The sequence below is a fragment of the Paeniglutamicibacter sp. genome (genome assembly GCF_046714615.1).
Lineage (GTDB): Bacteria > Actinomycetota > Actinomycetes > Actinomycetales > Micrococcaceae > Paeniglutamicibacter.
Map to the genome: position 1 here is coordinate 21,609 of NZ_JBKKAP010000039.1, position 26,178 is coordinate 47,786.

The window sequence follows — 26,178 nt, forward strand, 5'->3', positions numbered from 1 at the left end:
GGGAAAAAACCGCCAAAAAAATCCCGGAACATGGCAGACCCTCCGGCAGGCCCGACGCCGACCCTCGGGTATAGCACGTTGCCCGGTCCGTTGACGAGGGACGGGAAGCACTTCAGTATATGGACATGACCACGGTGGGATCCGCGCTGAGACCCAATAAGTGCGTTTCCACCGGTCCACCGACTTGGCAGTTCGAACAACTGGCATGGGAAACCGTGTCCAGGATCCGGACCTCGGCAGATCCGATAATGATTCCCGGCATTCCCGGCATTCCCCCGTTCGGCCTGACAGACGCTGCAGAGCTGAATGATAGGCATTCATGGAACATCGGTAGACCCCAGAATCTCCTTCCGCACGTGAAGCACGAGCAGCGGTGGCATGCAATGAACAGGCCTTGCATGGCGACCCCGACGTCGTCGAAGGTGTCGCGTTGGGTGGATTCCAGCTTGACAATCGACGCCTGTGTTCTGGCATTGGATGCCTTGCGGCGGAGCCACCTGCGCTCGTGCACCAAGCGATGTTGATGTCGTTTTGGGCGGCAAAAGCCGTCGGCGCCCTTCCTGGCCTGCCGCTGGAAGACAGTCGCCTAGGCCGGGGCACCCGCCGGAACGGAACAGAACGGAACGGAACGTGCCCGAGGCCGGTGCCATGCGTGCGAACGCGTGTCCAGAGGGCAGTTTTGGCGGATCGGATCGCGGCCCCGAGGTGTGAGTGTCACTACTTTTTTCATCCATCGCGTCGCTCGATAGGGCGCTCAGCAGGCTGTTGGGCCGGGGACACGCGGAGTAGGATCAGGGCATACCTGCACGAGGAGGTCAAATCGATTATCTGTCCTACGAATTCAACGATTTTCCGATCCTTCATGTCGAAATCCAACGACTCTTCAAATGCCGAGTTGAACGGGTAATTCCCGGATAACTCCATCAATTACGAAACAATCTCGATGGGCTGGTCGGGGCAATCTCAAGTAGATATGAAGCGCCCATTCACGTATGTTTGCACGGTATCCAAGGCCTTTCGGTCCGAGGAGAGCACGCTACGTAACCAAAGTGAAGCAGGTTTTGATGTGTTTGAATTCATTGGCGAAAGATTCCGCCAAATATTGTTTGCCTCGTGGCAGCATTTCTCGCTAGTTGCGCAGTGTCTGATCCTCGCAACGATTATCGCCGTGGTGATCGCGGCGTTGGTTTACCGCAATAAGTCTCTAGCTTCCATGGCCAACGGAGTCTCTGCCATTGGCTTGACCATCCCTTCGTTCGCCGCCATTGGCCTCTTGATCGCCCCATTCGGGTTCGGCGTCACGCCCGCGGTCATCGTGGTTACGTTCTTTGCCGCCCTGCCAATTGTCCGCAATGCCATCGTCGGGCTGGCCGGCATTTCTCCGTCCGTCGTAGAGTCGGCCCGCGGCATCGGCATGAGCCGCATGCGCACCCTGGCCACCGTAGAACTTCCCATGGCATGGCCCGTCATCCTTTCCGGCATCCGGGTCTCGGCCCAGATGGTCATGGGCGTCGCTGCGATTGCCGCATACGCACTGGGCCCAGGCCTCGGCGGATTCATCTTCTCCGGCCTATCCCGCCTGGGTGGCGCCAAGGCCTTTGACTCCGTGCTTGTTGGCGTCATCGGCGTGGTCATCCTGGCCTTCATTCTTGATCTCATTCTGCTCGGCATCGGCCGACTCACCACCCCGCGAGGTATCCGTGTCTGAATCCTCTGACGCCATCACTGGCGCATCCATCTTGCTTGACGTAGTCACCAAGCAATACCCCGGCCAAATCAAGCCGGCCGTCGGCGGACTCACCCTCGAAATCCCCGCCGGAAGCATTGTCATGTTCGTCGGCCCCTCGGGCTGCGGCAAAACGACCACGCTGAAAATGATCAACCGCCTCATCGAACCCACCGGCGGAAAGATCGTCATCAACGGCGAAGACGTCACCAAGATGGACGGCGACACCCTGCGCCGCCGCATTGGCTATGTCATCCAGGCAGGGGGACTGTTCCCGCACATGACCGTGGCTGCGAACATCGCCATCGTTCCCAAGATGCTGGGCTGGAAAAAGGACAAGATCGCCGCACGTGTCGATGAGCTGCTGGAGCTGGTCTCGCTGGATCCGTCCATCTACCGCGACCGGTACCCGAAGGAACTCTCCGGCGGGCAGCAGCAGCGCGTGGGCGTTGCCCGCGCGCTGGCCGCCGATCCGCCCGTGCTGCTCATGGACGAGCCCTTCGGCGCGGTGGACCCCATCACCCGCCAGCGCCTGCAGGACGAACTGCTGAACATCCAGTCCGAGGTGCAGAAGACCATCGTCATGGTCACGCACGACTTCGACGAGGCAGTGAAGCTCGGGGACTGGATCGCCGTCTTCGACGAGGGCGCCCAGCTCGTCCAGTACGATTCACCCGAACGCGTCCTGGCCAACCCCGCCAACGAGTTCGTGGAGAACTTCATTGGCTCCGGTGCCGGCCTCAAGCAGCTCACCCTCACCCGGGTGAACGAGGTCGAGCTCAAGGATGCGATCACCGCGCTGCCCGGCGAGCTGGCCAGCGACGTGCTCTCCCGGGTCCAGGGCGCCGGCGATTCCTACGCCGTGGTGCTGGACAAGCGCCGCAGGCCCATCCGCCGCCTCACTCGTCGCCAGCTCTCCCGCCTGCAGCTGGTCGACGACACCGTCGACGAATCGATGCCCTTGGTCAGCGACCAGTCGACCCTGAATGACGCGTTGGACACCATGCTGGTCTCGAGCTCCGAAACGGCAGTGGTCACCGGCCGGCGCGACGTCTTCCGGGGCCTGATCAACGTGAAGACCATTATGGAGGCCATCTCCCAGGCCAACTCCTCGTCCGCGGACGGGTCCGACGCCCCCGTCGGATTGAACTCCGGCGCCATTCCGGCACTCTCCGTGGAGAACGCCGTGGCGGCGGAGCCGCACAGAACGGAGGAACCGCGATGAGCACACTTGCCGCAGGCTCCAACCTGGCCCAGATCACCGAGCCGAGCCGCCCCACCGAGCACCCGTGGCGGGTGCTGGGCCTGCAGCTGCTGGGAATCCTTGCGGCGCTGGCAGCCGTGGCGATCTGGCTGGCCAACGCCGAGTTGACCGAGACCGAGCGCACCACGCTGGACCCGGCAACCCTCTGGGGTTACACCGTCGAGCACCTGAACCTCACGGTGGTTGCAGCGCTGATCGTGTTGGTGATCGCCATCCCGTTGGGGATCGTTCTCACCCGTCCCTCCATGCGCCGATTCACCAACCCGGTGATGGCCGTGGCCAACATCGGACAGGCGGCCCCGGCCATTGGCCTGGTAGTCATCCTGGCCTTCTGGCTGGGCTTCGGATACTGGGCTGCCGTCATCTCGCTGGTGCTGTACGCGATCCTGCCGGTGCTGACCAACACCATGGTGGGGCTCAAGCAGGTTGACGAACGCCTCGTCGAGGCCGGCCGCGGCATGGGCATGAGTTCGATGTCGGTGCTGTTCAAGGTCGAGTTGCCGCTGGCGGTCCCGGTCATGCTTTCGGGCATCCGCACCGCACTGGTGCTGCTGGTCGGCACCGCGACCCTCGCCGCCTTCATCAACGGCGGTGGGCTGGGCATCTTGATCACCACCGGCGTGAACCTGAACCTCACGGTCGTGCTGATTGCGGGATCCCTGCTGGTGGCATTGCTGGCGCTGCTCATCGACTGGCTCGGCCGTGTCGTGGAACAGCTCGCCCGGCCGAAAGGACTTTAGAGATGAATGCAGGAAAATGGATCAAAACAACCGCGCTCGTGGCGGCGGCGGCCGGCGTGCTGCTGACCGGGTGTGGACTGTCCTCGGCGGCCTCGTACGTGCCGCCCGCCGGGCCGGGCAGCATCAGCCCGCTTCCGAACCTGCCCGAAAACCCAACCATGACCGTGACCAGCAAGGCGTTCACCGAACAGCTGATCCTGGGAAAGATCGCCGTGCTTGCAGGCCAAGCCGCCGGATTCAAGGTCAAGGACCTGACGAACGTTCCCGGCAGCCAGCCTGCCCGCGAACTGATCCATTCCGGCCAGGCGACCATGATGTGGGACTACACCGGCACGGCATGGATGACCTACCTGGGGCACGAGGAAGGCATTGCCGACCAGGCCAAGATGTGGCAGTCGGTGCATGACCAGGACCTGGGCAACGGGATCACCTGGGGCAGGCCCGCGCCGATGAACAACACCTATGCCATGGCAGTGCGCAGTGAAGCGGTCGAGGACCTTGGCGGAATCTCCAAGCTCTCCGAGCTCAAGGGCCTGGATCCCCAGGACCTGACGTTCTGCGTCGACGCGGAATTCAACTCCCGCTCCGACGGCCTGAACCCGATGCTGGATCTCTACGGGCTCGAGCGCGGCAATCCCAAGTCGGTGCCCGACTCGAACGTCGGCATCTACGACACCGGGGCCATCTACAGTGCCACCGACAACGGCGACTGCAACTTCGGCGAGGTCTTCACCACCGATGGCCGGATCAAGGCCCTGGACCTGACGGTCCTGGAGGACGACCTGGGATACTTCCCCGCCTACAACGTGGCCCCGGTGCTCTTCGGGAAATTTGCCGACAAGTACCCGGGCATCGAGGAAGTCTTTGCCCAGATCTCCCCGAAGCTCACAGACGATGCGCTGCAGGCCATGAACCTGGAGGTCGATGTCAAGGGCCGCGAGCCCGCGGACGTGGCCTTCGAGTGGATGGTCGCCGAAGGCTTCATCTCCGAGCCGTAAAGGACCTGCAAGCTTTTTGCAACACCGGGGAGGGGCGTTTCCCATGGGAAACGCCCCGCGCCGTCAGTTGTCGCCTGCCGCCCCGGTCTCAGAAGGTGCGCTCGGCAATCGTCTGGTTCGCCTTGGACCAATGCGTGCTGGGCACCTCACGGATAATCACGGTGGTGTTTTCCGGAAGCGCACCAACGCTCGTTTCGGCAGCATGGTGCAAGGCGGCAACCAGCGCACGAAGTTGCTCGGGGGTCCGGCCCTCGGCGATGGAAACGTCAATTAACGGCATGGTTCCTCCTAGCCCCGCATCACGAAGGGATCGGCAACCGGTCCCTCGTCGGTGTTGATCCACACGCTCTTGAGCCGGGTGTATTCATTGACCGACTCCATCCCGTGCTCGATTCCGACGCCGCTGTTCTTGAAGCCCTGGCGCGGGGACATCGGCGACATGGCCCGGTAGGTGTTCACCCAGATGGTCCCGGCTTCCAACCGGCTGGCCATCCGGTGGGCACGCGAGAGGTTCTTGGTCCAGACCCCGGCGGCAAGGCCGTACTCCGTGTCGTTGGCCAGGGCCAGGACCTCCTCCTCGGTGTCGAACGGCATGATCGCCGCCACCGGTCCGAAGATCTCCTCCCGCACCACGCGCATGGAATTGTCCACGTCCGTCAGGACGGTGGGGGAGTAGAAGTATCCCGGCAGCTCGAGCTTGGGCCGCGTCCCTCCGGTGAGCACGTTGGCGCCCTCGGAAACGCCCAATGAGACATAGGAATCGACCTTGTCGCGCTGGTCGGCGAAGGCCAGCGGGCCAAGTTCGGTGGACAGGTCCATGGGGTCGCCGATGACGATGCTCTTGGCACGCTCGGAGACCCGCTCCAACAACTCGTCGTAGACGGAGCGGTGGGCGAAGACCCTGCTACCGGCGATGCAGGTCTGGCCGGCCGCGGCGAAGATCCCGGCCACCACGCCCATGGAGGCGTTGGCGACGTCGGCGTCCTCGAAGACGATGTTCGGGCTCTTGCCGCCCAGCTCCAGGGTGGATCCGATGAACCGGGCCGCTGTGGAAGCGGCGATGGCCGACCCGGTGGCAGTCGAACCGGTGAAGGAAATCTTGGCGATAGTGGTGTTGGCCACCAGTGCTGCACCCGCCTCGGCGCCGAAACCTGTCACGACGTTGACCACGCCGTCCGGGAAGCCAGCCTCGACGGTCAGCTCGGCAACCCGCAGGATGGTGCGCGAGGTGTACTCCGAGGGCTTGATGACAATGGTGTTTCCCGCGGCCAGGGCCGGGGCCAGCTTCGAGGTGGTCAACGTCAGCGGCGAGTTCCAGGGGGTGATGGCCCCGACCACGCCCAGTGGCTCGCGCTGGGTGTAGTTCAGCAGGTCAGGCGAGTTGGACGGGATCTGGCTGCCCTGGATCTTGTCGGCCAGACCGGCGTAGTAGTAGTAATACTCGGGCACCGAGGCGAGCTGGCCGCGCATCTCGCGCAGCAGCTTGCCGTTGTCCTGGGTCTCCAGGCGTGCCAGCTCCTCGGCGTTTTCGCCGATCAGGTCGCCCAGCCGACGCAACAAGTGGCCGCGCTTGGTCTGGCTCATCCGCCGCCACGCGGGGTTCTCGAAAGCCCGCCGGGCGGCCTCGACGGCGGCGTCGACGTCTGCGGCGCTGCCGCGCGCGGCCTCATAGAGCGTTTCGAGGGTCGCGGGGTTGTGGCTCTCGAAGTATTCGCCTTCGAGTGGGGCCACGAACGCCCCGTTGATGAAGTGACCGTACTGCTTAAGCATGTGGTTCTCCCGTGGATTCGGAAATGAAGGTGGTGACGGAGCGTGCCAGCTCGGCTGCCCGTTCGACGGGCAGCATGTGCCGCACCCCGGCGTAGATCTCCAGCCGGCAGCCAGGGATCGCGGTGGCCAGGCGGCGCGACATCTCCGGGGTGGACCCCGGATCCAGTTCTCCGGTGAGGGCGAGGGCCGGTGTCTCGATCCGGTGCAATTCCGGGCCGATCACCGCATCGCCCGTGGTGAAGACCCGGTAGGCATGGAGGTAGGAGTCGATGTCGTTGGACAGCAAGACCTTGCGGGTGCGGTCAATGACAGAATCGGGCACCCCGCAATCGGCTGGGTACCAGCGTTGGAGGGAGGCCTCGACACTGGCGGGGAAATCGGTGATGCCGGTCTCCAGCCGGGATAGCACCGCCGCGGCTTCCTCCGGCGTGCGCTGGCACACCGAGCTGACACTGGTCAGGCTCGCTACAAGTTCGGGGCGAAACCGTGCCAGGTGCTGGGAAACCAGGGCGCCCAGCGAGAACCCAAGAAGATGCACGCGCCCGGGCAGTCGGCGCGCGACATCGCCTGCAAGCTCGGCCAGTGTCACCGGATCCGCAAGGTCCGGTTCGGCACCGTGGCCGGGAAGGTCCAGCGCGATGATCTCCCGCGAGGTCAGGGCCCTCGCCCGGGCGTGGAACTCGGACCACATGCTGCGGTCAAGTCCCACTCCGTGCAGCAGCACCAGTGGTGTCAGCTCGGAGGCCATGGCTACAGTTCGGTGGACAGCGCGGCCAGGCGCTGCTGCGGACGGCCCTGGGCCGAGGCGGCCAAGGCTACCAGGATCTCGCCCGGGTGCGGCGCATCGGCAATGCGGACCTCGACGCTCTGGTGGTGGGAACGGATCGTGGCATCGGTGATGTGCTTCATCGGCACGTCAAAGGCGGTTCCGGCGGCGCTGCGCTTTTCCACGGCGGGCAGCAGCGTGGTGGCGTTGGCGGCCTTGCGATAATGGTCCCCGAACTTCAGCGTGTGGATCAGCGCTGAGCCGTGTTCCACCTCGCCCTCGAGTCCCACGATGGCGGCCTTGCCGTAGGCCTCGACCTCGCCGCCCAGGGCCTCGATGACGCGCGGCGCGAGCAGTGCGCCCAGATCCGAGGCGGTGCTGTCAATGCCTTCGGTCAGGTCCTCGACGAACCCCTGTCCGGCCCATGGGTTGGAAATGATGGCCGCGACAACGGCCACGCGGGCCGCCGGCTCGACCGGGCGGCCGCCCTCGGTGAGGATTTCCTCGACATAGGTCACAATCTTGCGGACGTTCATGATCTGGCTCCTAACAGGATGGTTGAATTCACGGGACGGTCGGTGGTGCGGTCGCCGATGCGCGAGTGCGGGCGCGGGCCGGTGGATGCCGCGGCTATGACCACGATTTCCCCGGGCTCGGGGGCATCGGCGATACGGGCACTGACTGTTTGGTAGTGGCTGCGTGTGGCGGCGTGCTCCTTGTGCCAAAGCGGTACGACGATGGACTGGCCGGCCTCGGCCCGCTCATCCGCGAAGCAGATGATCGACGACCCGTCGAGGAACTCCCGCACCAGGTTGCCGAAGAAGGGCGTGTGGATCAGGGCCCCGGCATGTTCGATCTCGCCACCGGTTCCCACCATGGCAGCTTTGCCAAATGCCTCCACCTTGTCGATGCCACCGAGGTTTTCCAGCAGGCGGTCTGTGAGCAGGTGTGCAATATGTGGGGCAATGCGTTCTGCGGCCTCCGCCAGGTCGGTGTCCGGGGAAGTTCCCAACCACGGGTTGGCGATGACGGCGGCCGCCGAGGCACGCAGGGCTGGGATGGCCGGTTCGGTCCCGTTCTCCAAGAGGACTTCCTCCTGGTAGTACACGACCTTGCGGATGCCGGCCGCACGGGCCTCGGGGGAGATGGCTTCCTGGATCCTAGACAAAGCTCGGCATCACTTTCTCGGAGAACAATTCCAGGCTACGCATGGCCTTGGAGTGCTCGAGGCCCGGGTGGGTGGTCCACAGCATCATGTGTTCCAGTCCGACCTCGCTCTGGAGCTCCTTGATCTTCTCGGTGACATACTCGGGGGTACCGACGAGCATGTTGCGGTCCATGAGCATGTCGAAGTCAAGGACGTGCTCGTCGGTGAGCTCCTCGCCTTCCTCCATGAGGTTGCTCAGGCCGCGCCAGTGCGTGATCCACTTATACGTGTTCATGACCGCAGCCTCGAACTCCTCGCGGGCCTGTTCCATGGTGTCGGCGACGTAGACGTCGCGGACCAGGGCGATGCCCTCGCCGAGCGGGACTTCGCGGCCCTGGGCCTCGGAGGCGTTTTCGCGGTACAACTCGAAGCGGCCCTTCAAGGCCGAGACAGGCGGCAACCAGAAGATGCCCTGGACGCCGGCCTTGGCGGCGTTGGTGATCGAACGCGGGGTGTCGATGACCTGCCAAAGACCCGGGCCATCCTTCTGGTACGGACGCGGAACCAACGCTATCTTGGTGATTTCCCCGTCTTCATTGGTGAATTCCGAGGTGGCGGGGGAGAGCGGGTGGTTCCACTTCACTCCGGGAGCCGGGTACTCAAAGAAGCGGCCCTTGTGGCTGAAGAAGTCGTTGTTCCAGGCCTTGTCCAGCACCTCCATTGTCTCCTCGAAGAGGGCCCGGTTTTGTTCCTGGTCGCGAGGATTGGCGATCGGGTTCAGGTTCAATGCCTCGCGCCCGTAGAGGCCGCGTCCGACGCCGACCTCTAGGCGCCCGTCGGAGAGCTGATCGAGCAGTGCCAGGTCCTCGGCCAAGCGCAAGGGGTTCCAGAACGTCACGATGGCCGCGGCCTGGCCGATGCGGATTCTTTCGGTGCGGGCGGCAATGTCCACGCCCATCATGATCGGGTTCGGAGTCAGCTCCTGGCCCTCATGGCCGAAATGGTGCTCCGTGTACCAGGTTGACCAGAAGCCGTACTTCTCGGCGGCCACGGCGTACTCGCGGGCATCCTTCATGTGCTGGTTGTAGTTGGAGAGATCGCCGGGTGCACCGAGGCCGTGGAAGATGGAAAATCGCATTGTAGTGAACCCTTTCAGGGATGGGTGGGCTAGGGCATGGGCGTATAAGGTGATGCCCGAATTGGGGATTTCGGCGCAGCGGCCGCGAGGGGTGTTGCGTTGCGGTGTTAGGAGAGGGTCCGGTCGGAGAGGACCTCGCGGGCCGATGCATAGACGTGGTTGCGCATGGTCGCCTCGGCCCCGAAGTGGTCCTTAGCTTGGATCATGTGCAGAACGGTGCGGTGCTCGCCGGTGGATGCCAGGATGCGTCCGGGGTTCTCCACCGTTTTGAGAACGAGGCGGTGGAAGGCCAGCTGGTTCATGAGGCGCCCGTAGTGTTCAACCAGTTTTGAATTGTCCGAGCCGGTGATCAGGGCCCAATGGAATTCATGGACGAGCTCGGCATAGCGTTCCTTGTCTTGGTCCTCCGCTGCGAGTTCCGAATTCACGACATTGCGTTCCAGAATTTCCAGTTCCGGAACCCGGCCGCGCCGGGCCATGAGGCCGGCGGCAAGACCTTCAAGGCTTTCCTTGAGCTGGAAGAGTTCCACGATCTCGCGCCGGGTAGGTTCCCGGACGAAGGTCCCGACCTTTGGCCGGACCTCAATGAGTCCTTCTTGCTGGAGTTGCTTTAGCGCCTCGCGGATGGGAGTGCGACTGACGTCGAACTGCTGGGCCAAAAAGACCTCCGACAGCGGGGCGCCCGGCGCATATTCGCCGCCAATCACCAACTGCCGCACTCGGGTCAGCAGCGGTTCTTCGGTTTCGGTTGCCAAGGTGTTTCCCCCATCTCGCAATGTCTCTTGCATACAACAAAGATTATGTTGCATGCATGATCAGGTCAAGTCTTTCTTGGGTAATCTTCAAAAATCCTTGATATTGCTGGTTTTTTGGAATTTTTTGCGGAGGGCTTGACCGCCGGTAGTGATTCAGATTACGGTCTGTAGCATGCAACAAACATTCGAATCCTATGTACCCACTATCTGGAGCGCAGCCTGGGATCGCGGTGACGTTGGCGCACTGGATCAAATCACCACCGCCGATTACACGCGGACCAGCAAATCCAGCGGCAAGGAATCCTCCCTCAACGATTTTAAGGCCGAAATCCTCGCGATTCGCCAAGGGTTTCCGGACCTGACGACAACGATCGATTCAGTGGTAGTCGACGGCGACAACGCGGCGATCTTCTGGACCACCAAGGGCACACACACCGAACCGTTCCTGGGCGTCCCGCCCACCGGCAAGTCCGTGGAAACACGCGGCTCCAACTTCGTGACGCTCTCTGAAGGGCGGATCAGACACGAGGCTGTCACCTGGGACGGGATGGAACTGCTGAACTGCCTCGGCATTCGTTCCCTAGCCGATGCAATGGCCGCCGAGGCCGAAGGACAAGCAACCGTGGTCGTCGATTCCATGTCGGGCGAGCCCGACATGGAAGTGATGAAGACATTCAATCGCCAGTTCGTCACGGGCGTCACGGTCGTGACCACCCAGGAAAACGGCGTCGCGAAGGGACTGGCGGTGAACGCTTACTCCTCCATCTCCCTAGAACCACCTCTGGTCATGGTCTGCGTCCAGAAGACTTCCTCGACCTATCCGGCGCTCTTTGCCTCCACCCATCTGGGCATCAACATCCTTTCCAACCAGCAGAAGGACACCGTTTCCACGTTCGCGTCCAAGGCCGCGGACAAGTTCGCAGACATCGATTGGCATGCCGGACCGAGCGGAAGCCCGCTGATCGACGGTTCCTCGGCCATGATCGAAGCCGAGATACGGGAGCGTTTCCAGGCCAAGACGCACACCATCTTCGTTTGCCGAGTACGCCATGCCGAAGTCGGCGGCGTCGAGCCGATGGTCTACAAGGCCGGTCGGTTCTACGACAGCGAAAACCTGACCCAGCTCTAGCAGCAGCGGTCCGGGACTGATCCTCGGCCACCGGTAAACAAACGGCACCCCAGATCCGAAAATCGGAGTTCACCATGGTTCAAGAAATAACGTCGGCCCCATCGGGCCAAACGCCGCCACCGCACAACAAGGTGGCGGACGCTACCACCCGTCCCGCCGTGGGAGCGGTTTTCTGGACCTCGATCGGAACCATTGCAGCGTTCCTGCTCTGGGCCGCGGTGTCTCCGGGGAGTCTGGGTCTAACCATGGGTGCGGCCATGGACTGGGTGGCCGGCACCGTCGGCTGGAGCTATCTGGTGGTGACGCTGCTGAGCATCCTGCTCATGGTGTATTTGGGCTTCAGCCGCTACGGAGGCATCCGCCTCGGATCCAGCACGGACAGACCCGAATTTTCCACCTGGGCATGGCTGGCCATGATCCTCTCGGCGGTGATGGGAATCGGACTGATCAGCTACGGGGTGGCCGAGCCCATCACCCACTTCATGGCCCCGCCGCACGCCCTGGCGGAAGCGGGAAGCATGGACGCGGCAGTGCGTGCCCTCCAGTTCAGCTTCTTCGACTGGGGCCCACATGCCTGGGCGGTATTTGGGATCTTTGGACTGGCCATCGCGTACTCAACTCACCGCAAGAAGCGCCCCGGACTGGTATCCCCGATGCTCCGGCCGATTTTCGGCAACCTGGTCGACGGATGGTTCGGAAAGATCATCGACGTCTTTGCCATTATCGCCACGCTATTTGGAACCACCACGTCACTCGGCCTGGGGGCCGCGCAGATCGATGAAGGCCTCAACCGCGTCTTTGGGCTTCCCACCGGCCTTGCCGTCCAGATCGCCATCATTGCCGTCATTACCGTGCTCTTCACACTGTCGGCACTGTCAGGCGTAAACCGAGGCATCAAGTACATCAGCCAGATCACTATGGGGTTGTCGCTGGCGCTGGCCCTGTATGTGTTGTTTGCAGGGCCGACCAACTTCATCTCCAACATCTTCTTTCGTGCCATCGGCCAATACGCCTCGGACTTCTTCATGGTCAGCTTGATTACCCCGAGCACCCATGGCGATCTGCAGTGGATGCAGTGGTGGACGTATTTCATGATGGCGTGGTGGCTGAGCTGGGGGGCCTTCGTGGGCGTTTTCCTGGCCAAGATCTCCAAGGGCCGCACCATCCGGCAATTCGTGGCCGGGGTGTTGGGCGTACCAAGCCTCGTGTTCTTCGCCTGGTTCTCCATCTTTGGGGGATCGGCCATGAAGATGGAGATGGACGGGGCCGGCATCGCCGCGGCCACCACCGAGAACATCAACTCCGCATTCTTCTCCATGCTGGAAGGCCTGCCCCTGCTGGAGGTAACTTCCACGATCACCATGGTCCTGGTCGCGCTGTTCTTCATTTCGGGTGCGGACGCCAACACGTTTGTGCTGAGCATGATGTCCAGCAAGGGAAGCCTGGTCCCGGCAAAGCCGATCCTCACCATTTGGGGAATCCTTACGGGCATCAGCGCCATGCTGTTGCTGGTGGTCGGCGGCCTTGCCGCACTGCAGCAGGCAGCCATGCTCTCGGCACTGCCCTTCACCGTCATCGTCGCCCTGCTGGGCATTTCATTGATCATCGAATTGCGCCAGGACCCGGAATTTGAATCCCTGCGCATTTCGGAGCTGGAACTTCGCGAAACAGCCACCAGATCGCGCGGCACGAACCCTACCTCGGCCGGCAGCTGACACGGCACCGCTCTCCTGCAGCGCGCCGCACCGCAGTCGGTACCTGAGCACTCCCGACGCCACTTCAATAACACTCGCACAGCACCATCTAGAAACTAGGAAAACACCATGGAAATCAACGGACAATCCGTGCATTCCGCTCCGTCAACCGGTCCAGCTGCCAATGAGGACAGCATCGCTGCGGACCGGGGCTACCGCAATAGCCTGACCAAGATCGAGCCCTACGGCATTGAGCACATCCCTGACATCGAGCGTCACGGGAAGCCAGCGTCGCAGTTCTTCCTCTGGTTTGCCGCAGGCATGAACTTCCCCTTGGTCGTCCTCGGCTTCAGCGCCGCGTACTTCGGGCTTCCGTTCTGGTCCGCAGTCGTCGCAATCCTCGCCGCCGGGCTAGTCGCATCCACCGTCATGGGATACCTCTCCGGGATGGGCGTCCGGCTCGGCGTCCCCCAGCAGATGCAGGCCCGCGGCCCCCTGGGCTTCGTAGGCAACCTGTTGCCTGTCGCCTACGTCAATGTCTTCGCCGGCGTCGGCTGGGCCGCGGTGACAGTGATCCTGGGCGGACAGGCCATCGGACTGTTGACTGGATTGCCGTTCTGGCTCTCGGCTCTGATCCTGATGGTCTTCCAGCTCGGAGTCGCGGTCATGGGATACAACCTGATTCATTTCCTGCAGCGCGTGCTTTCATTCATCCTGCTGGCCGGCTTCATCTTCGTCACCGTCATCGCCGTGACCAAGGCAGACATCGTGAACACCACCAACGAATCCGCCGAGGGATTCATTGGCGCCGGTGGCTGGATCATCTTCTTTGGCTACTTCCTCTCATACATCATTGCCTGGATGCCCTTTGCCTCCGACTACTCGCGCTACCTGCCCAACACCAAGTCCAACCGGCGGGGCGCCGGCATCTTCACGATGCTGGGCAACTTCGTCACGCTGTCGTGGATGGGCATCCTGGGCGCGCTGCTGGGCGCCTCGGCCACTTCCTCCGACACGATTGTTGCGCTCAACGAACTCATGGGACCGTGGGCCATCATCGGCCTCGGCATTGTCGCCCTGTCCTCCTTCACCCAGAATTTCCTGAACGTCTATGGCGGAGCCATCTCCATCCAGACCATGGGCGTCCCGGTCAAGCGCCACACCGCAGTGGTCATGATCTGCATCGCCTCCTACTTGGTGGCCCTTTGGGGACAGAACGGATTCTACGAAGGCTTCACCGGCTTCCTGAACCTCACCGCATACTGCGTGACCCCCTATGTCACCGTGCTGGTCTGCGACTACCTCTTCGGCGGCCGACGCAGCGAGCGGGGCATCCGCGAGCTGTTCGACAAGTCTCGCCGGTTCGAATGGGGCTTTATTGCCTGGGCAGCCGGCGTGCTGGGCTCCAGCCCGTTCTGGATCTCTGGCATCTACACTGGCCCGGTGGCCGCCGCCTTCCCGCAGATCGGCGACCTCACCTTCTACGTCGGCGCGGCGATTGCCGCTATCGTGTATTTCGCCACCTACAGGCTGCCCCGGCTCTCCAAGCAGTCGCCACTGGTGGACGACAAGGAGTTCCAGGAATCATGAGCACGGCAACGATGAGCCGCACGCGGACACGCCACCTCGTGGTGATAGATATGCAACGGATCTTCCGGCGGAAAGGGGACTGGCATGTCCCCAGGTACGACGAAGCCGCGGCGGGGATCATCCGGTTGGCCGCGGCACTGCCTGCCCCGATCATGACCCGATTCGTCCGGGATCCGCTCGAGGAAGGGGCCTGGGAGGCGTACTACGACCGCTGGGACAGCACCCGGCTGACTCGGGAGGACAGCGCCTGGGATCTCGAACTACCGGGGCTGGATTCCGGGCAGACCCTCGACCTGTCCACCTTCGGCAAATGGGGACCCCGGCTCGAGGCGCTGGTGCCGGTCGGGCACGAAATCGTCCTCACGGGGGTGGCCACCGATTGCTGCGTGCTCTCCACCGCGCTGGCAGCGGTTGATGCCGGACGGTTCGTCACAGTCGTTTCCGATGCCTGCGCTGGCCAAAACGACACCTCACATGACGGGGCGCTGGCCATGCTGGCGCTTCTTGCACCCATGATCCGGATCGTAAGCACCCAGGAGCTGCTTGACGAGCTCTGATCGAGTATTCCTGTTATTGCGTGCCCAAGGAGGGCTCACGGAAGGGCTCATCGCTTGGCGGTAATTTTGGCGGTGCCCCGCTGTCCTGTTGTCGCCCGGAACCGGGATCCGTCAACCGAGACCCCTATGTTCCCGGCCGACTCCGGCATTGGGACGCCTTGGCCTTGTTTGGTCCTAGGATGGGCAGATGACGAACCCGAGCGAACACCCTCCCGTGGTGGGGGTGCTGCTTGCCGCCGGATCGGGATCGCGTCTGGGTCGTGGTCCCAAGGCGCTCTTGCACAAACCGAACGGCCAGAGCCTGCTGGACTCAGCGCTTGCGGCGCTTCTGGGCGGCGGCTGCACACATGTCGTGGTGGTTCTAGGTGCCGAAGCCGAGCGGGTTGCAGCCGAGCTGGAAGACAATGGGCGCACCACGGTGCTGGTGAACGAGCACTGGGCCACCGGTATGGGCTCCTCTTTTGCGTTGGGCATGGACGCGGTCCCCGCCGGGGCCGGGGCCCTGATGGCGCTGGTGGACCAACCCGGCATGGGCGACGAACTCGTACGCCGGATCCTGGCCGAACACCGTCCCGGACGGATCACCGCCGCCGGCTACGGCCCGGACAACGGACCCTTGCGGCGCGGACACCCGGTGCTCTTCGCGCCGGAGCACATCCCGCCGGCGCTGGCTGCCGCCACCGGCGATGCCGGGGCCCGGGGCTACCTGGCCGCGCACCGGGAGCTGGTCGACCTCGTTGAGTGCTCGGACCTGGACACGGGCCTAGATGTTGATACCGTCGCCGACCTCCATCTGCTGGGTTGGCACTAGCGGCGGCACCTTGCCCGCGGCCTCAAGGGCCAGATAGATGTCATCGCGGCGGAATGGGGTCCGGGTGAAGCGGATCCCTGTGGCATCGCGCAGGGCGTTGGCGAGCGCGGGAGCGACGGGATTGACGGGGCTTTCACTCATGGACTTGGCCCCGCGCGGCCCCAGCGAATCGGTGGTTTTTGCGAAGTAGATTTCGCTGCGTGGGACATCGGCAAAGGTGGGGATGTGGTACTGCCGCAACTCTTCGGTCTTGACAGTCCCGGTGTCATCGATGAGCAGCTCCTCAAAGAGCGTTGCACCCAGCGCCTGGGCGATGCCGCCCTCGATCTGGCCTCGGCATTGCCTCGGATTCACTACGACGCCCGCATCGGCGGCCTGCACGCTTTGCAGGATCCGGACTTCACCCGTGCGTGGGTCCACCGCCACTCGGAAGCCGTGGACGTTGAAGGCCACCGAACGCGGCGTGCCACCCCATCGCCCCTCGGCCCGGTGCCGCCCGCCGGGAATTGCAGCTTCGAGCAACTGCCGGTGCGTGAAGAGTTTTCCGGCGCAGGAAACGCCTCCGGGATGCAGGACGCAGTCCTCCACATCCCCGTCGCCGAGTTCTGCCGCCACCGCGCGCAGCTGCTCGGCCAGCGCCCGGGCAGCGGCGTAAGTGGCCTTGCCCGCCACCACCGTTCCGGATGACCCATAGGCTCCGGTGTCGTGTTCGGTCAGCGAGGTGTCCGATTGCATCAACACCATGGCATCGGCACTTGTCCCCAGCGCATCGGCTGCCAGTTGGGTGTGGACGGTGGAGGTGCCGTTGCCGAATTCCGCCGTGCCCACCTTCAGGACGAAGGTGCCGTCGCCCGCGGTTTCGATGATTGAGTGCGCGTGGTGTCCGCGCGGCGGGATCGTCGCAATCATGGACAGCGCCGTGCCCTCCCCAATCAGCCAATGCTCGTCCAGGTCGTGCCCGTCGGCGCCACGGGCCGCGCCGCGTTCCAGCGCGTTGCGGGTCAACGTCACGCACTGGTCCAGCCCGTAGGAACCCAAGAGCAGGTCCGCTTCGGGTTCGGGATGCAGCGACAGGAGTGGATCGTGTTCGCGCAGCATCGCGTTGGTTCTGAACTCCATCGGGTCCAGGCCGAGCTTCCTGGCCAATTCATCAAGCGCCGATTCAATGGCGAAGATTATTTGGCTCAACCCGTAGCCGCGGAAAGCACCCGCCGGAACCGTGTTGGTGTACACGGCCGCCGCATCCACGCGCTTGTTCGCCACGTTGTAGACGGCCACGGACTCGGAACAGCCGTGGAACATGACGCCCGGGGCGTGGTTGCCATAGGCGCCGGTGTTGGTGACCACGTCGATGGCCAGGGCCGTGAGCTCGCCGCGTGCGGTGCCGCCGACACTGACCTTGACGGCAAAAGGATGGCGCGTGGTGGTTGCAGTAAACACCTCGCTGCGGGTGAGTTCCAGCCGGACCGGGCGCCGGAACCTCAGGGCGGCAAGTGCGAGCACGTCCTCCACCAGCACTTCCTGTTTCCCGCCGAAGCCGCCGCCGACGCGCCCTGCAACCACCCGCACCGAGTCCGCGGGCAGGGAAAAGATCCTTGCGAGTGATCTCTTCACCAGAAAGGGAACCTGCGTGGAGGAACGCACGTTCAGCACCCCCGCCTCGTCAAACCATGCCGTGCCGCCGTGGGTTTCCAGGGACAGGTGCTGCACCCGCTGGGTGTTGAACGTTTCGACGTAGGTGGCCTCGCTTGCCGCGAGCGCCGCCTCGACGTCACCGAACTCCTGGTGGACCTCCGCGGCGATGTTGCGCGACACGTTGGCGATGCCCGAAGCCGCGGTCTTGTCCCCATGGATTCGCGGGGCCCCGGGACGCAGGGAAGCCGCGGGGGAGAAGCTTGCCGGAAGCAGCTCGTAGTCGATTTCCAGGGCCCTGACCCCGGCCTCGGCCTGGGCCACGGAATCGGCCACCACGGCCGCCACGCGCTGGCCCACAAAGCGGACCACCGTATCGAAGACGAGCGAATCGGCAGGATCGTCCTCGAGGACTTCGTGTTGGGCCGTCGAAAACAGCACCCCCGGATCGTCGTGGTGGGTCAGCACCCCGCGGACCCCGGGCATGGCCAGGGCGGCGCTGGCATCGATCGAGCGGATGCGGGCATGTGAGTGCGGGGAGCGAGCCAATTTCAGGTGCAGCAGGCCGGGGAGCTCGGCGTCGGGGATGTCCATGGTGAACCGGGCGGTGCCCGTCACAACGCCGCGTGCCCCGGGGGCAGGAATGTTGCTGCCGACCTCGCCGTGCGGGGCAGCTCCCGCTTCGTCGAGTGCGCAATTTTCCTCGGGCGGGTGCGAGCAGCCGTCACCGTCGCGTCCCAGCACCGCATCCTCGATGGACCTGTACCCGGTGCAGCGGCACAGGTTTCCCTTCAGGTTCCTGGGCAGGTCTTCCAATTGCTGCTCATCGAAAGTGGATGCTGTCATGATCATCCCGGCGGTGCAGAAGCCGCACTGGAATCCCTGGGCCCGGGCCATCTGGTCCTGCATGGGCGCCAGCGCGCCATCGCTGCCCTGCACAGCGGCCAGGCCCTCGATGGTGGTGATGTTCCGGCCCTCGGCCCGCGCCGCGGGGTACAGGCAGGAGTGCACCGGGACCCCGTCCACGTGGACGGTGCAGGCCCCGCAGTCTCCTGCATCGCATCCTTTCTTCACCCCGAGGGCACCCTCGGAACGCAGGAAGGTCCGCAGGCATTGGCCCGGGTCCGGGACGGCTGCGGCAGGGACCCCGTTGATCAAGATGGACATGGACCCTACCTTTCGTTTCCGGGACCAAAGGAGGGCAATAGTTCGCCCAGCACTTCCACTCCAAGCCGTCGGGTCATGGCCCGGCGCCAGGGAGGGCGTCCATGGATGTCGTCGTGGTAGTCGGCCGGTGCAATGGTTTCATCGAGCCGGCTCAGCAGCAGGGCAGGCGTGGGGTATTCGTCGGGTCCAAAACGCAGGTGCATGGGCCGGGTCGTGGAACCGGAGACGGTGAGCGTGAAGAGTCCGTCCTCGTCCAGGCGGCCGATGACCATGGCCCCGGTCCTGCCCAGGTTGGTCAGCGACAGCCTGCGGAATGCTGTCCTGGCACGCAACGCATGGACCGGAATGAAAATCGAGCGAATCAGTTCCCCCGGTTGCAGGGAATTGGTGGCATCGCCCTGAACGAATTCGGCCACCGTTTCACGGCGCACTGTTCCGCCCGGTGCATGGATTTCCAGGCTCGCATCCAGTGCCGAGCACAGGGAGATGACGGGCCCTGCCGGCAGGGAGGTGGCAATGTTCCCTCCCATGGTGGAGAGGTTCCAGATCTTGAAGGAGGCAACAAACGAATCGCAGGCCGGGCGGACGAGGTCCATGGCCTTCCATGCCGGTGGCACCGCGGGATCCCCGGGCAGGGCATGGAGTTCGGCAATGGTGCAGGTGGCGGCAAACTCGATGCCGTCCTGCCGCACGGTGATGGGTGTCCAGCCCGCACTTGCCAGATCCAGCAGCCGCGTCAGGGTCTGGGAACCTTGGGAGAAAAGCACCGTTCCGCCGGCCAGCCAGGCATCGCCGGTGCGGAACTCGTTGGGATCGGACGTGGGAACCATGGCCTCGACGGTGTTCATGTCCATGACGGGACCTCCCGATCGATCAGGTGGCCGGGCGCCGGTGTTGTGGATGGTTCGCCCGGGACGTGGCGGTGGATGGGACCTGATGTGGTGTTCAGGGAGGCGCCCGTTGCACGCGCGGACCTGCTGGCGATGATCTCCGCGGCAATGCCGATGGCAACTTCGCCGGGGGTGGTGGCCTGCAGGTCCAGGCCGATGGGGGAGTGCAGGGCAGCCAATGCCAATTCGGGGATTGAACGTGCCCGCAACTCGCGCATGCGGGATTCGTGGCTGGTCCGCGAACCCATGGCACCGACATAGGCGACAGGTTGGCCCAGTGCCAGGGCCAACAGCGGGATGTCGAATTTCGGGTCATGGGTCAACACACACAACACCGTGCGTTCGTCGATGCGTCCGGCGGCAATTTCGTCGGCCAGGTAGTCGTGCGGCCAGAGGGTGGAAAGCTCGTCCGCTGCGTTGAAGCGCGGCTGCAGGGTGAATGCGGTGCGGGCATCGCAGAGCGTGGAGGCGTAACCGAGGACCGGTGCCAGCTTCAGCAATTCCTCCGCGAAGGTGTTGGCCCCGAAGACGATCATGCGCGGCGGGGCGAGCCGCGACTCGATAAGCAGCTCGATGGCCTCGCCGGCGCAGGACCCGGCCTCCTGGTCGAGGCGAATGGTTCGGGTGCGTCCCGCGGCAATCAGCGGGATGCACAGCCTGGCCGCAGGCACGCTGCCGACTGCACCCACCAGCGGGGCCAGAAGCCCGGCCAGCCCTGCCACGGACAGGGCAGCAGGGTTCGAAATCAGTGTTGAGCCGGAGGACCCTGCATCGATCCGGCGGACCAGTGCCACCGGATCCGTGGCAGGTAACGACGCGTAGGTGTTCAGCAGTCCGTGCATGGACGAGTCTGCGCCAAAGGGTGCAATGTGCACATCCACTTCCCCGCCACACATCAGTCCGGTGGCGAAGGCGTCTGCGGGCGAATAGCCGTAAAGTTCCCGGCGCGATTTCCCGTGGGCCATGGCGTCGAGGGCCGCGGCGTGCACTGCTGCATCGATGCAGCCGCCGGATATCGATCCGGTGATCCGGCCGCTTTCATGGATGAGCATCGAGGTGCCGCTGGGGTGCGGGGTCGATCCCTGGGTGCCCGCGATGGTGGCCATCGCGAAGGATTCGTCGGCAGCCACCACGGTGGCGTTCAACAAGGAATGGAGATTGAGCATGGAAGGCGTCCTTGACGATGCAAACGGGGGCAACCGTGGATCGGGTGCCGACGAGCATCAAAGCGGGTCCGCGCTCGCCGACCGTGAAGCATGGGATCCAACAGGGAAATGCCGGGAGCGGAGTGGGTCGCGTTGGCTGTGGTCTGGTCCTGGTTCAAGACGGCGCTGGTCATGAAGTCCGCCGTGCCTAGTACTCGATGCGGGTGTCGAGGGCCGCCCACAGGGCGAATGGCTCGTGGTGGTCGAACCCGGCGTCGGTGATGCGGTCGACCGGCATGAGAGTGGCGCGCTCCGCCTCACCGCCCTCGAAGTATTTGTAGAAGGCCGCGTCGTCGAATCCGGCCTCGGCCGCCTCGTGTCTGTCGGAGGCAAAGACCACGCGCGAAACCCGGGCCCAAAGCGCCGAGGCCAGACACATCGGGCAGGGTTCGCAGCTGGAGTAAAGTACTGAACCGGTGAGGTCGAAGGTGCCAAGTGCGGTGCACGCGGCGCGGATGGCGGTGACCTCGGCGTGGGCGGTGGGGTCGTTGTTGGCGGTGACCCTGTTGACACCCTCGAAGCGCGATCCGTCGGCGGCCACGATCAAGGCCCCGAAGGGACCGCCCGCATTGCGGACGTTGTCCGCGGCAATGGCGACGGCTGCCGCGAGGTTTTCAGCTGAAACGCTGGTGTCCGTCATGATGGCGACTTCCTTATCCTCCAGGCGAAGCGCCGGAGCAAGGGTGCCTTGGCTGGTCCGAGGCGACACTCCGCAGCTTCGAAACGGCCGGTGGAATGGCAGCGCTTGGTCGATGCCTTCCCCTCCGCAGGGAAGCCGGCGTCGGTAATCAACAACATAGCAAGTGAAGCTGCACTACGCCACCATTGGGGGCAATGCTACGCGCGGGCCTTGGCCATGGCGCGAAGCTTCCGGATTATTGCCACGGCATGCCACGCGACAGCGTAGGCAGCCAAGGCAGTAACCAGTGCGGCACCGCCGCGGGTAATGATGATCCACAGGAACGACCCGGCACTCGCTGCATCTTCCATGACGGGCTTTGAGCCCAGGCCGAGAACCGCGGCAGTCACGGCCGGAACCACCAGGAACAGTGCCAGCAAGATGGTGCGCGCCTTCCTGCCCGCGGGTTCGCCGATCTTCCCCCGGTGGCCGGAGTCCCTTTGCCTTTTGAGATACCAGAGAGCCAGGATCACCAATCCGGCCAAGGTGCTGCCATGTTGCAGGAGCCGGTAAATGGCAATCCCTGCAACGGGTTTGCTGGCCAGCAACGGCACCTGTTCGACAACCCAGCCGTAGGAGTGCGTGAACGAGTCCCATGCCAAGTGCGTGAGGAGCCCAAGCATCAGCGAATAGAAGGTCCACAGCGCAACCCGGGCACTCGATGGCGGACGCCCCTTGAGCGCCGGCTTGTCAGGGACCCACGAGTCTGGAAGGGCCCACCGCAGCGGCTTCACCACGAGCCACAAGAACCCGGCCAGAACCAGGGCCAAGGGCAAGCCAACGGTCAGGATCTGGGCAAGATCATGCGAGTTGGCGCCGTTGAGCATTGGTGCGTACCAGGCGTCGCTCGTGGAGGACACCATGGCGAAATAGGGGAGGTCCGGGGCCATGGCTCCGGCGACCAATGCGATCGGGACGAAGGGTTGACGCAGGAACGGCAGGACGGCGGCCGGGTGAACCAGGGTGAAAGGCAAGGGAATCCTCGAAAAGTTGTTTCAGGACCCACGGAGCATCATGTTTCTGGTGCGAATGGGCCTACCTTCAAGCCTAATCGTCCCCGGCCGCGATCCTGGCTGAATCCAGTGTTGGCACCACCACGTTCGCGGCGGAATGGACTTCTGCCTGCACGGCCCAGGCACAGTGAGCGCACAGCTCTTGCCTAATCAAGGCACAGGTCGGCCCAAGTCAATGCATAGAAATCTGGAATAGCTTGAACAACAGGTGCGGCAAGTGTCCGCGCAGTGAAGGGAACTGGGATGTTCGCACGGTATTTGAGACGAGAGCTGTCGGGGCGAAGGAAACAGACCGCCATCATCGCCATCGCCATGGCGCTGGCCATTGGGCTGGTCGTTATCGTCAACTCACTGTCGGCGGGGGTGCGGGATGCGCAGGCCGCCGCACTCGAATCGGTCTACGGGGTCGGCACCGACATCACGGTGAGCGCAACTCCGACGCCACTGGCGGAAGGCGAACGGCCTGCCGGACCCCGCTTCGAATTCGACGCGGATGCCGGAACCGCCACCTCCGATGGAACCACGGCCGTTTCGCAGTCGGTGTTGGGCACCGGCCGCGGGGCAGCAACCTTTGATGCCGCGGCAGTGGAGACCGTTGCCAAACAAGAGGGAGTGGCCGCGGCCTCGGGAGTGCTGGCCCTGACCAACTCGACGTTCGATGGTGAGCTTCCAGGACGGGATGCCTCGGGGGCAACGTCCGGCGGAACCCCGCCCCAGGGCGGCGGCATGGGCGGCGGTGGACAATTCGACGTGAACTCCTTCACCGTCATGGGCGTGGATTCCAAGGCCGGGGCCATTGGCCCGCTGGCCTCGGTCACGTTGCAGGAAGGTCGGCTGCTCACCGCGGACGACGACGGCAAGAACAGCCTTGTCGTCGATTCGTCCTACGCAACCACCGAGGAATTGAAACTCGATGACAAGGTGGAGATCGCCGGCACCAAATTCACCATTGTCGGAATCGTTGCGGCATCGGGCGCGGAAGCCGAGACTGCTTCCAACACCTACATTCCCCTGGATGTAGCGCAGAAGCTCTCGGACAGCACGGACATGGTCAGCACCATCTACGTGCAGGCGGCTTCCGCCTCAGAGATCCCCTCGGTGAAGGAAGGGTTGCAGGCAGCTTTGCCGGATAACACCGTGAACACCCAGGAGGATCTAGCTTCGACCGTCTCGGGTTCGCTGTCCACCGCCTCGGGCCTCGTATCTTCGCTGGGGACCTGGCTTTCCATTGCGGTCCTGGCAGTGGCATTCCTGCTGGCGATTCTGCTGACACTCTCCGGGGTGGCACGCCGAACCCGTGAATTCGGCACATTGAAGGCCATCGGGTGGCGCAATTCAAGCATTGTCCGCCAGGTGGCGGGCGAGTCGTTGGTTCAGTCGCTCCTCGGCGGCGCCCTGGGGATCCTGATCGGGTTGGGCGGCATCCTCGTCATCAACCTGTTCGCCCCGACGCTCAGCGCCGCGGCCGCATCCACCGGATCCCCAGGCGGCGGCGGGACGTCGGGCTTCCCCGAGGCAGCAGGCAACGCCGCGGCAAATGCGGCAGAAGTGGTGCTGAACCTACCCGTTACTCCCATGGTGATTGCCTTCGCCGTGGCCCTCTCCATCGCCGGCGGCCTGCTGGCAGGAATTCTCGGTGGCTGGCGCGCTGCGCGCCTGCGCCCGGCCGAAGCCCTGCGCTCGGTTGCCTAGGACCTCGAAGGAGTCAATGAGCCATGAATGAACAAACACTGACAGAAGACCGTACGCCCGACACGGAGACGGAAAAGATCATGTTCCGGCTCGAGAAGGTGCAGAAGACCTACGTGCAAAGGGGCCGCACCGTCCATGCCCTGAACGGGGTGGATCTTCTAATACCCGCGGGCCAACTGGTTGCCGTCCAGGGGCCGACCGGCGGCGGCAAATCCACCCTGTTGCAGATGCTGGGGGCGCTTGACCGTCCGACGTCAGGGAGCGTGAACCTTGCGGGGAAGGCGATTTCCACCCTGGGGGATGCCGCCCTGGCCGACATCCGTGCCCACGAGATCGGCTTCGTCTTCCAGCACTACAACCTCATTCCCACCCTGAGCGCACAGGAAAACGTTGAGATGGGACTGGCGCCATTGAAATTGCCTGCGGCCGAACGAGCGAAGCGCGCTGCGGCGTCCCTGGCCTCGGTGGGTCTGGGGGAGCGGGCCACGCATCTTCCCGGGGAGCTCTCCGGCGGCCAGCAACAACGCGTTGCCATCGCCCGCGCGCTGGCAAAGAACCCGAAGGTCCTACTGGCCGACGAGCCGACGGGCAACCTGGATGAGGCCACCCGTGAGGAGATCATGGAGCTGTTCGTACAGCTTTGGCGCCAGGGCCTGACCATCGTGATGGTCACCCACGATTCGGCGGTCGCCGCCCGCGCCGAACGCCGGCTGAGCATCAAGGCGGGTGTGATCGCCGAGGAAGCCTAGCGGCAGGCGGTGCCAGGTGAGGGCATGGGGCGTGGGCGATTCGTGCCCTCGTCTGCCCCTCGCCTGCCCCTCGCCTGACTGGCACGGCACCATTCACGGCTGCGGTGCCCGGGTGATCAATCCGCTGGTGGCCTGGTTGGCCGATGAGAGGATGTCAGCGGTGTCGATGATCATCTCCTGCATGGCCCGCGCCGCGCGTGTCAGGGTCACGTCGTTGCGGTGGGCGAGGCTGATGGAGCGTGTGAGGTTCGGTGCGGTGAGCCTGACGGATCGCAGGCCTGGCCGGTCCACCATGACCATGGCGGGAACCACCGCGACACCGAGCCCGCGTTCCACGCACCGCAGCACCGCATCCATTTCGGCGCCCTCGAGGACCACCTTGGGCGAGAGGCCCGCGGCGTGGAAAGCCTGCATGGTTGTTGCGCGCAAATCGTAGCTTTCATGGAAGGTGATTTGCGGAATTGCCGCCAGTTCCTCCAACGTGAGTGACTGGAAACCTTCCAGGATCGGACTCCGCATCGAGGAGATGACCACAAGTTCCTCCGTGAGGAGCGGGGTCAGCTGGAGGCTGGCCGCGGAAGCAGAACTTTCCTCCGACGTGGTGATAAGCGCGATGTCGAGTGTTCCACCGGCCAACTCATCGAGCAGGCCGCGTGAGCCTTGCTCCGTCAGGTGAAGATCGATGCCCGGATATGACGCATGGAAGGAAGTCAGCACGTCGGCAACCAGGCTGATGCACAGTGTCGGGGTGGCCCCGAGCCTCACGCGCCCCTTTTTCAGGCCGGCCAGTTCCTGCATCTCGTAGCGAACGGTTTCCGCGTCGGCGAGCATGCGCCTGGCCAAGGGCAGAAGCGACTCGCCGGCATCTGTCAGTGTGATGTTGCCCCGTGCCCGATGAAAAAGTTCGGCGCCGAGGTCCGCTTCCAGGGTGGAAATCTGTCGGCTCAGTGACGGCTGGGCCAGGTGCAATTGAGCGGCTGCGCGCGTGAAATGGCCAATTCGGGCAACCTCAACGAAGCTTCGGAGCTGTTCCAAATTCATATCCATAGCCTACATGCATCGAAAC

The 26,178-nt window shown here is 63.9% G+C and carries 24 protein-coding genes; 11 read left to right on the forward strand and 13 right to left on the reverse strand.

Annotation, left to right across the window (positions count from 1 at the left end):
• Positions 1–1,066 precede the first annotated feature (1,066 nt).
• From ACLQ7E_RS04635 to ACLQ7E_RS04650, 4 genes are read left to right on the forward strand one after another with little or no spacing between them, the layout of a single operon-like run.
• Positions 1,067–1,708, forward strand: coding sequence for an ABC transporter permease (locus ACLQ7E_RS04635; protein WP_411731388.1), 642 nt, complete (start codon positions 1,067–1,069; stop codon positions 1,706–1,708).
• Positions 1,701–2,951 carry an ABC transporter ATP-binding protein gene (locus ACLQ7E_RS04640; RefSeq protein ID WP_411731389.1) on the forward strand — a complete coding sequence of 417 codons (1,251 nt, stop codon included), beginning with the start codon at positions 1,701–1,703 and terminating at the stop codon, positions 2,949–2,951. The genes ACLQ7E_RS04635 and ACLQ7E_RS04640 overlap by 8 nt, the downstream gene beginning before the upstream one ends.
• Positions 2,948–3,730, forward strand: coding sequence for an ABC transporter permease (locus tag ACLQ7E_RS04645; protein WP_411731390.1), 783 nt, complete (start codon positions 2,948–2,950; stop codon positions 3,728–3,730). The genes ACLQ7E_RS04640 and ACLQ7E_RS04645 overlap by 4 nt, the downstream gene beginning before the upstream one ends.
• A gap of 2 nt (positions 3,731–3,732) precedes the next feature.
• Entirely contained in the window at positions 3,733–4,728 is a 996-nt protein-coding gene (locus ACLQ7E_RS04650; protein ID WP_411731391.1) for a glycine betaine ABC transporter substrate-binding protein, read from the forward strand.
• 88 nt (positions 4,729–4,816) lie between these two features.
• Here ACLQ7E_RS04650 and ACLQ7E_RS04655 read toward each other — a convergent pair whose 3' ends face one another.
• The 7 genes from ACLQ7E_RS04655 to ACLQ7E_RS04685 form a co-directional block, all read right to left on the reverse strand.
• The gene (locus tag ACLQ7E_RS04655; RefSeq protein ID WP_411731392.1) at positions 4,817–5,008 is read right to left on the reverse strand and encodes a tautomerase family protein; all 192 of its coding nucleotides are present in this window, start codon (positions 5,006–5,008) and stop codon (positions 4,817–4,819) included.
• A gap of 8 nt (positions 5,009–5,016) precedes the next feature.
• A complete protein-coding gene (locus tag ACLQ7E_RS04660) occupies positions 5,017–6,498 on the reverse strand; it encodes an aldehyde dehydrogenase (protein ID WP_411731393.1) in 1,482 nt (493 codons plus the stop codon).
• The gene (locus tag ACLQ7E_RS04665) at positions 6,491–7,246 is read right to left on the reverse strand and encodes an alpha/beta fold hydrolase (protein WP_411731394.1); all 756 of its coding nucleotides are present in this window, start codon (positions 7,244–7,246) and stop codon (positions 6,491–6,493) included. The genes ACLQ7E_RS04660 and ACLQ7E_RS04665 overlap by 8 nt, the downstream gene beginning before the upstream one ends.
• A gap of 2 nt (positions 7,247–7,248) precedes the next feature.
• Complete coding sequence (locus tag ACLQ7E_RS04670; protein WP_411731395.1) at positions 7,249–7,800, reverse strand: amino acid synthesis family protein; 552 nt, start codon at positions 7,798–7,800, stop codon at positions 7,249–7,251.
• Positions 7,797–8,432: an amino acid synthesis family protein gene (locus ACLQ7E_RS04675; protein WP_411731396.1), complete on the reverse strand. Its 636-nt coding sequence runs from the start codon at positions 8,430–8,432 to the stop codon at positions 7,797–7,799. The genes ACLQ7E_RS04670 and ACLQ7E_RS04675 overlap by 4 nt, the downstream gene beginning before the upstream one ends.
• Entirely contained in the window at positions 8,425–9,549 is a 1,125-nt protein-coding gene (locus ACLQ7E_RS04680) for an LLM class flavin-dependent oxidoreductase (RefSeq protein WP_411731397.1), read from the reverse strand. Before ACLQ7E_RS04680 ends, ACLQ7E_RS04675 begins: the two co-directional genes overlap by 8 nt.
• A gap of 107 nt (positions 9,550–9,656) precedes the next feature.
• Positions 9,657–10,304, reverse strand: coding sequence for a GntR family transcriptional regulator (locus ACLQ7E_RS04685; protein ID WP_411731398.1), 648 nt, complete (start codon positions 10,302–10,304; stop codon positions 9,657–9,659).
• A gap of 172 nt (positions 10,305–10,476) precedes the next feature.
• Here ACLQ7E_RS04685 and ACLQ7E_RS04690 point away from each other — a divergent pair, with 172 nt between their 5' ends.
• The 5 genes from ACLQ7E_RS04690 to ACLQ7E_RS04710 all read left to right on the forward strand — a co-directional run bounded on the left by ACLQ7E_RS04690 (position 10,477) and on the right by ACLQ7E_RS04710 (position 16,085).
• A complete protein-coding gene (locus tag ACLQ7E_RS04690) occupies positions 10,477–11,433 on the forward strand; it encodes a flavin reductase (RefSeq protein ID WP_411731399.1) in 957 nt (318 codons plus the stop codon).
• A 74-nt stretch (positions 11,434–11,507) separates the two neighbouring features.
• Positions 11,508–13,148, forward strand: coding sequence for a BCCT family transporter (locus tag ACLQ7E_RS04695; protein WP_411731400.1), 1,641 nt, complete (start codon positions 11,508–11,510; stop codon positions 13,146–13,148).
• A gap of 108 nt (positions 13,149–13,256) precedes the next feature.
• A complete protein-coding gene (locus tag ACLQ7E_RS04700) occupies positions 13,257–14,717 on the forward strand; it encodes a purine-cytosine permease family protein (protein WP_411731401.1) in 1,461 nt (486 codons plus the stop codon).
• The gene (locus ACLQ7E_RS04705; protein ID WP_411731402.1) at positions 14,714–15,274 is read left to right on the forward strand and encodes a cysteine hydrolase family protein; all 561 of its coding nucleotides are present in this window, start codon (positions 14,714–14,716) and stop codon (positions 15,272–15,274) included. Before ACLQ7E_RS04700 ends, ACLQ7E_RS04705 begins: the two co-directional genes overlap by 4 nt.
• Before the next feature lie 187 nt (positions 15,275–15,461).
• On the forward strand, positions 15,462–16,085 hold the full coding sequence (locus ACLQ7E_RS04710; RefSeq protein ID WP_411731403.1) for an NTP transferase domain-containing protein: 624 nt from the start codon (positions 15,462–15,464) through the stop codon (positions 16,083–16,085).
• Here ACLQ7E_RS04710 and ACLQ7E_RS04715 read toward each other — a convergent pair.
• From ACLQ7E_RS04715 to ACLQ7E_RS04735, 5 genes are all read right to left on the reverse strand, one after another.
• Positions 16,038–18,884: a molybdopterin-dependent oxidoreductase gene (locus ACLQ7E_RS04715; protein WP_411731404.1), complete on the reverse strand. Its 2,847-nt coding sequence runs from the start codon at positions 18,882–18,884 to the stop codon at positions 16,038–16,040. The genes ACLQ7E_RS04710 and ACLQ7E_RS04715 overlap by 48 nt on opposite strands.
• A 5-nt stretch (positions 18,885–18,889) precedes the next feature.
• Positions 18,890–19,738 (reverse strand): FAD binding domain-containing protein, encoded by an 849-nt coding sequence (locus ACLQ7E_RS04720; protein WP_411731405.1) that lies wholly within the window; start codon positions 19,736–19,738, stop codon positions 18,890–18,892.
• Positions 19,729–20,940 (reverse strand): XdhC family protein, encoded by a 1,212-nt coding sequence (locus tag ACLQ7E_RS04725; protein ID WP_411731406.1) that lies wholly within the window; start codon positions 20,938–20,940, stop codon positions 19,729–19,731. Before ACLQ7E_RS04725 ends, ACLQ7E_RS04720 begins: the two co-directional genes overlap by 10 nt.
• Before the next feature lie 187 nt (positions 20,941–21,127).
• The gene (locus tag ACLQ7E_RS04730) at positions 21,128–21,619 is read right to left on the reverse strand and encodes a nucleoside deaminase (protein WP_411731407.1); all 492 of its coding nucleotides are present in this window, start codon (positions 21,617–21,619) and stop codon (positions 21,128–21,130) included.
• Positions 21,620–21,816: 197 nt separating this feature from the next.
• Positions 21,817–22,632, reverse strand: a complete 816-nt coding sequence (locus tag ACLQ7E_RS04735; protein WP_411731408.1) for a DUF4184 family protein — start codon at positions 22,630–22,632, stop codon at positions 21,817–21,819.
• A gap of 282 nt (positions 22,633–22,914) precedes the next feature.
• On the opposite strand from ACLQ7E_RS04735, the gene ACLQ7E_RS04740 reads away from it, so the two are divergent.
• Positions 22,915–24,363 (forward strand): ABC transporter permease, encoded by a 1,449-nt coding sequence (locus ACLQ7E_RS04740; protein WP_411731409.1) that lies wholly within the window; start codon positions 22,915–22,917, stop codon positions 24,361–24,363.
• An 80-nt stretch (positions 24,364–24,443) separates the two neighbouring features.
• Complete coding sequence (locus ACLQ7E_RS04745; RefSeq protein ID WP_411731499.1) at positions 24,444–25,112, forward strand: ABC transporter ATP-binding protein; 669 nt, start codon at positions 24,444–24,446, stop codon at positions 25,110–25,112.
• Positions 25,113–25,205: 93 nt separating this feature from the next.
• On the opposite strand, the gene ACLQ7E_RS04750 is transcribed toward ACLQ7E_RS04745, so the two are convergent.
• Complete coding sequence (locus ACLQ7E_RS04750) at positions 25,206–26,159, reverse strand: LysR family transcriptional regulator (RefSeq protein ID WP_411731410.1); 954 nt, start codon at positions 26,157–26,159, stop codon at positions 25,206–25,208.
• Between the last annotated feature and the right edge of the window lie 19 nt (positions 26,160–26,178).

Coding starts and splice junctions, on each gene's coding strand:
- ACLQ7E_RS04725 (WP_411731406.1), bottom strand. CDS start 20,940: ATGCTCAATCTCCATTCCTTGTTGAACGCCACCGTGGTGGCTGCCGAC.
- ACLQ7E_RS04665 (WP_411731394.1), bottom strand. CDS start 7,246: ATGGCCTCCGAGCTGACACCACTGGTGCTGCTGCACGGAGTGGGACTT.
- ACLQ7E_RS04655 (WP_411731392.1), bottom strand. CDS start 5,008: ATGCCGTTAATTGACGTTTCCATCGCCGAGGGCCGGACCCCCGAGCAA.
- ACLQ7E_RS04715 (WP_411731404.1), bottom strand. CDS start 18,884: ATGTCCATCTTGATCAACGGGGTCCCTGCCGCAGCCGTCCCGGACCCG.
- ACLQ7E_RS04705 (WP_411731402.1), top strand. CDS start 14,714: ATGAGCACGGCAACGATGAGCCGCACGCGGACACGCCACCTCGTGGTG.
- ACLQ7E_RS04710 (WP_411731403.1), top strand. CDS start 15,462: ATGACGAACCCGAGCGAACACCCTCCCGTGGTGGGGGTGCTGCTTGCC.
- ACLQ7E_RS04690 (WP_411731399.1), top strand. CDS start 10,477: ATGCAACAAACATTCGAATCCTATGTACCCACTATCTGGAGCGCAGCC.
- ACLQ7E_RS04740 (WP_411731409.1), top strand. CDS start 22,915: ATGTTCGCACGGTATTTGAGACGAGAGCTGTCGGGGCGAAGGAAACAG.
- ACLQ7E_RS04745 (WP_411731499.1), top strand. CDS start 24,444: ATGTTCCGGCTCGAGAAGGTGCAGAAGACCTACGTGCAAAGGGGCCGC.
- ACLQ7E_RS04730 (WP_411731407.1), bottom strand. CDS start 21,619: ATGACGGACACCAGCGTTTCAGCTGAAAACCTCGCGGCAGCCGTCGCC.
- ACLQ7E_RS04680 (WP_411731397.1), bottom strand. CDS start 9,549: ATGCGATTTTCCATCTTCCACGGCCTCGGTGCACCCGGCGATCTCTCC.
- ACLQ7E_RS04670 (WP_411731395.1), bottom strand. CDS start 7,800: ATGAACGTCCGCAAGATTGTGACCTATGTCGAGGAAATCCTCACCGAG.
- ACLQ7E_RS04645 (WP_411731390.1), top strand. CDS start 2,948: ATGAGCACACTTGCCGCAGGCTCCAACCTGGCCCAGATCACCGAGCCG.
- ACLQ7E_RS04695 (WP_411731400.1), top strand. CDS start 11,508: ATGGTTCAAGAAATAACGTCGGCCCCATCGGGCCAAACGCCGCCACCG.
- ACLQ7E_RS04750 (WP_411731410.1), bottom strand. CDS start 26,159: ATGGATATGAATTTGGAACAGCTCCGAAGCTTCGTTGAGGTTGCCCGA.
- ACLQ7E_RS04720 (WP_411731405.1), bottom strand. CDS start 19,738: ATGGACATGAACACCGTCGAGGCCATGGTTCCCACGTCCGATCCCAAC.
- ACLQ7E_RS04700 (WP_411731401.1), top strand. CDS start 13,257: ATGGAAATCAACGGACAATCCGTGCATTCCGCTCCGTCAACCGGTCCA.
- ACLQ7E_RS04660 (WP_411731393.1), bottom strand. CDS start 6,498: ATGCTTAAGCAGTACGGTCACTTCATCAACGGGGCGTTCGTGGCCCCA.
- ACLQ7E_RS04650 (WP_411731391.1), top strand. CDS start 3,733: ATGAATGCAGGAAAATGGATCAAAACAACCGCGCTCGTGGCGGCGGCG.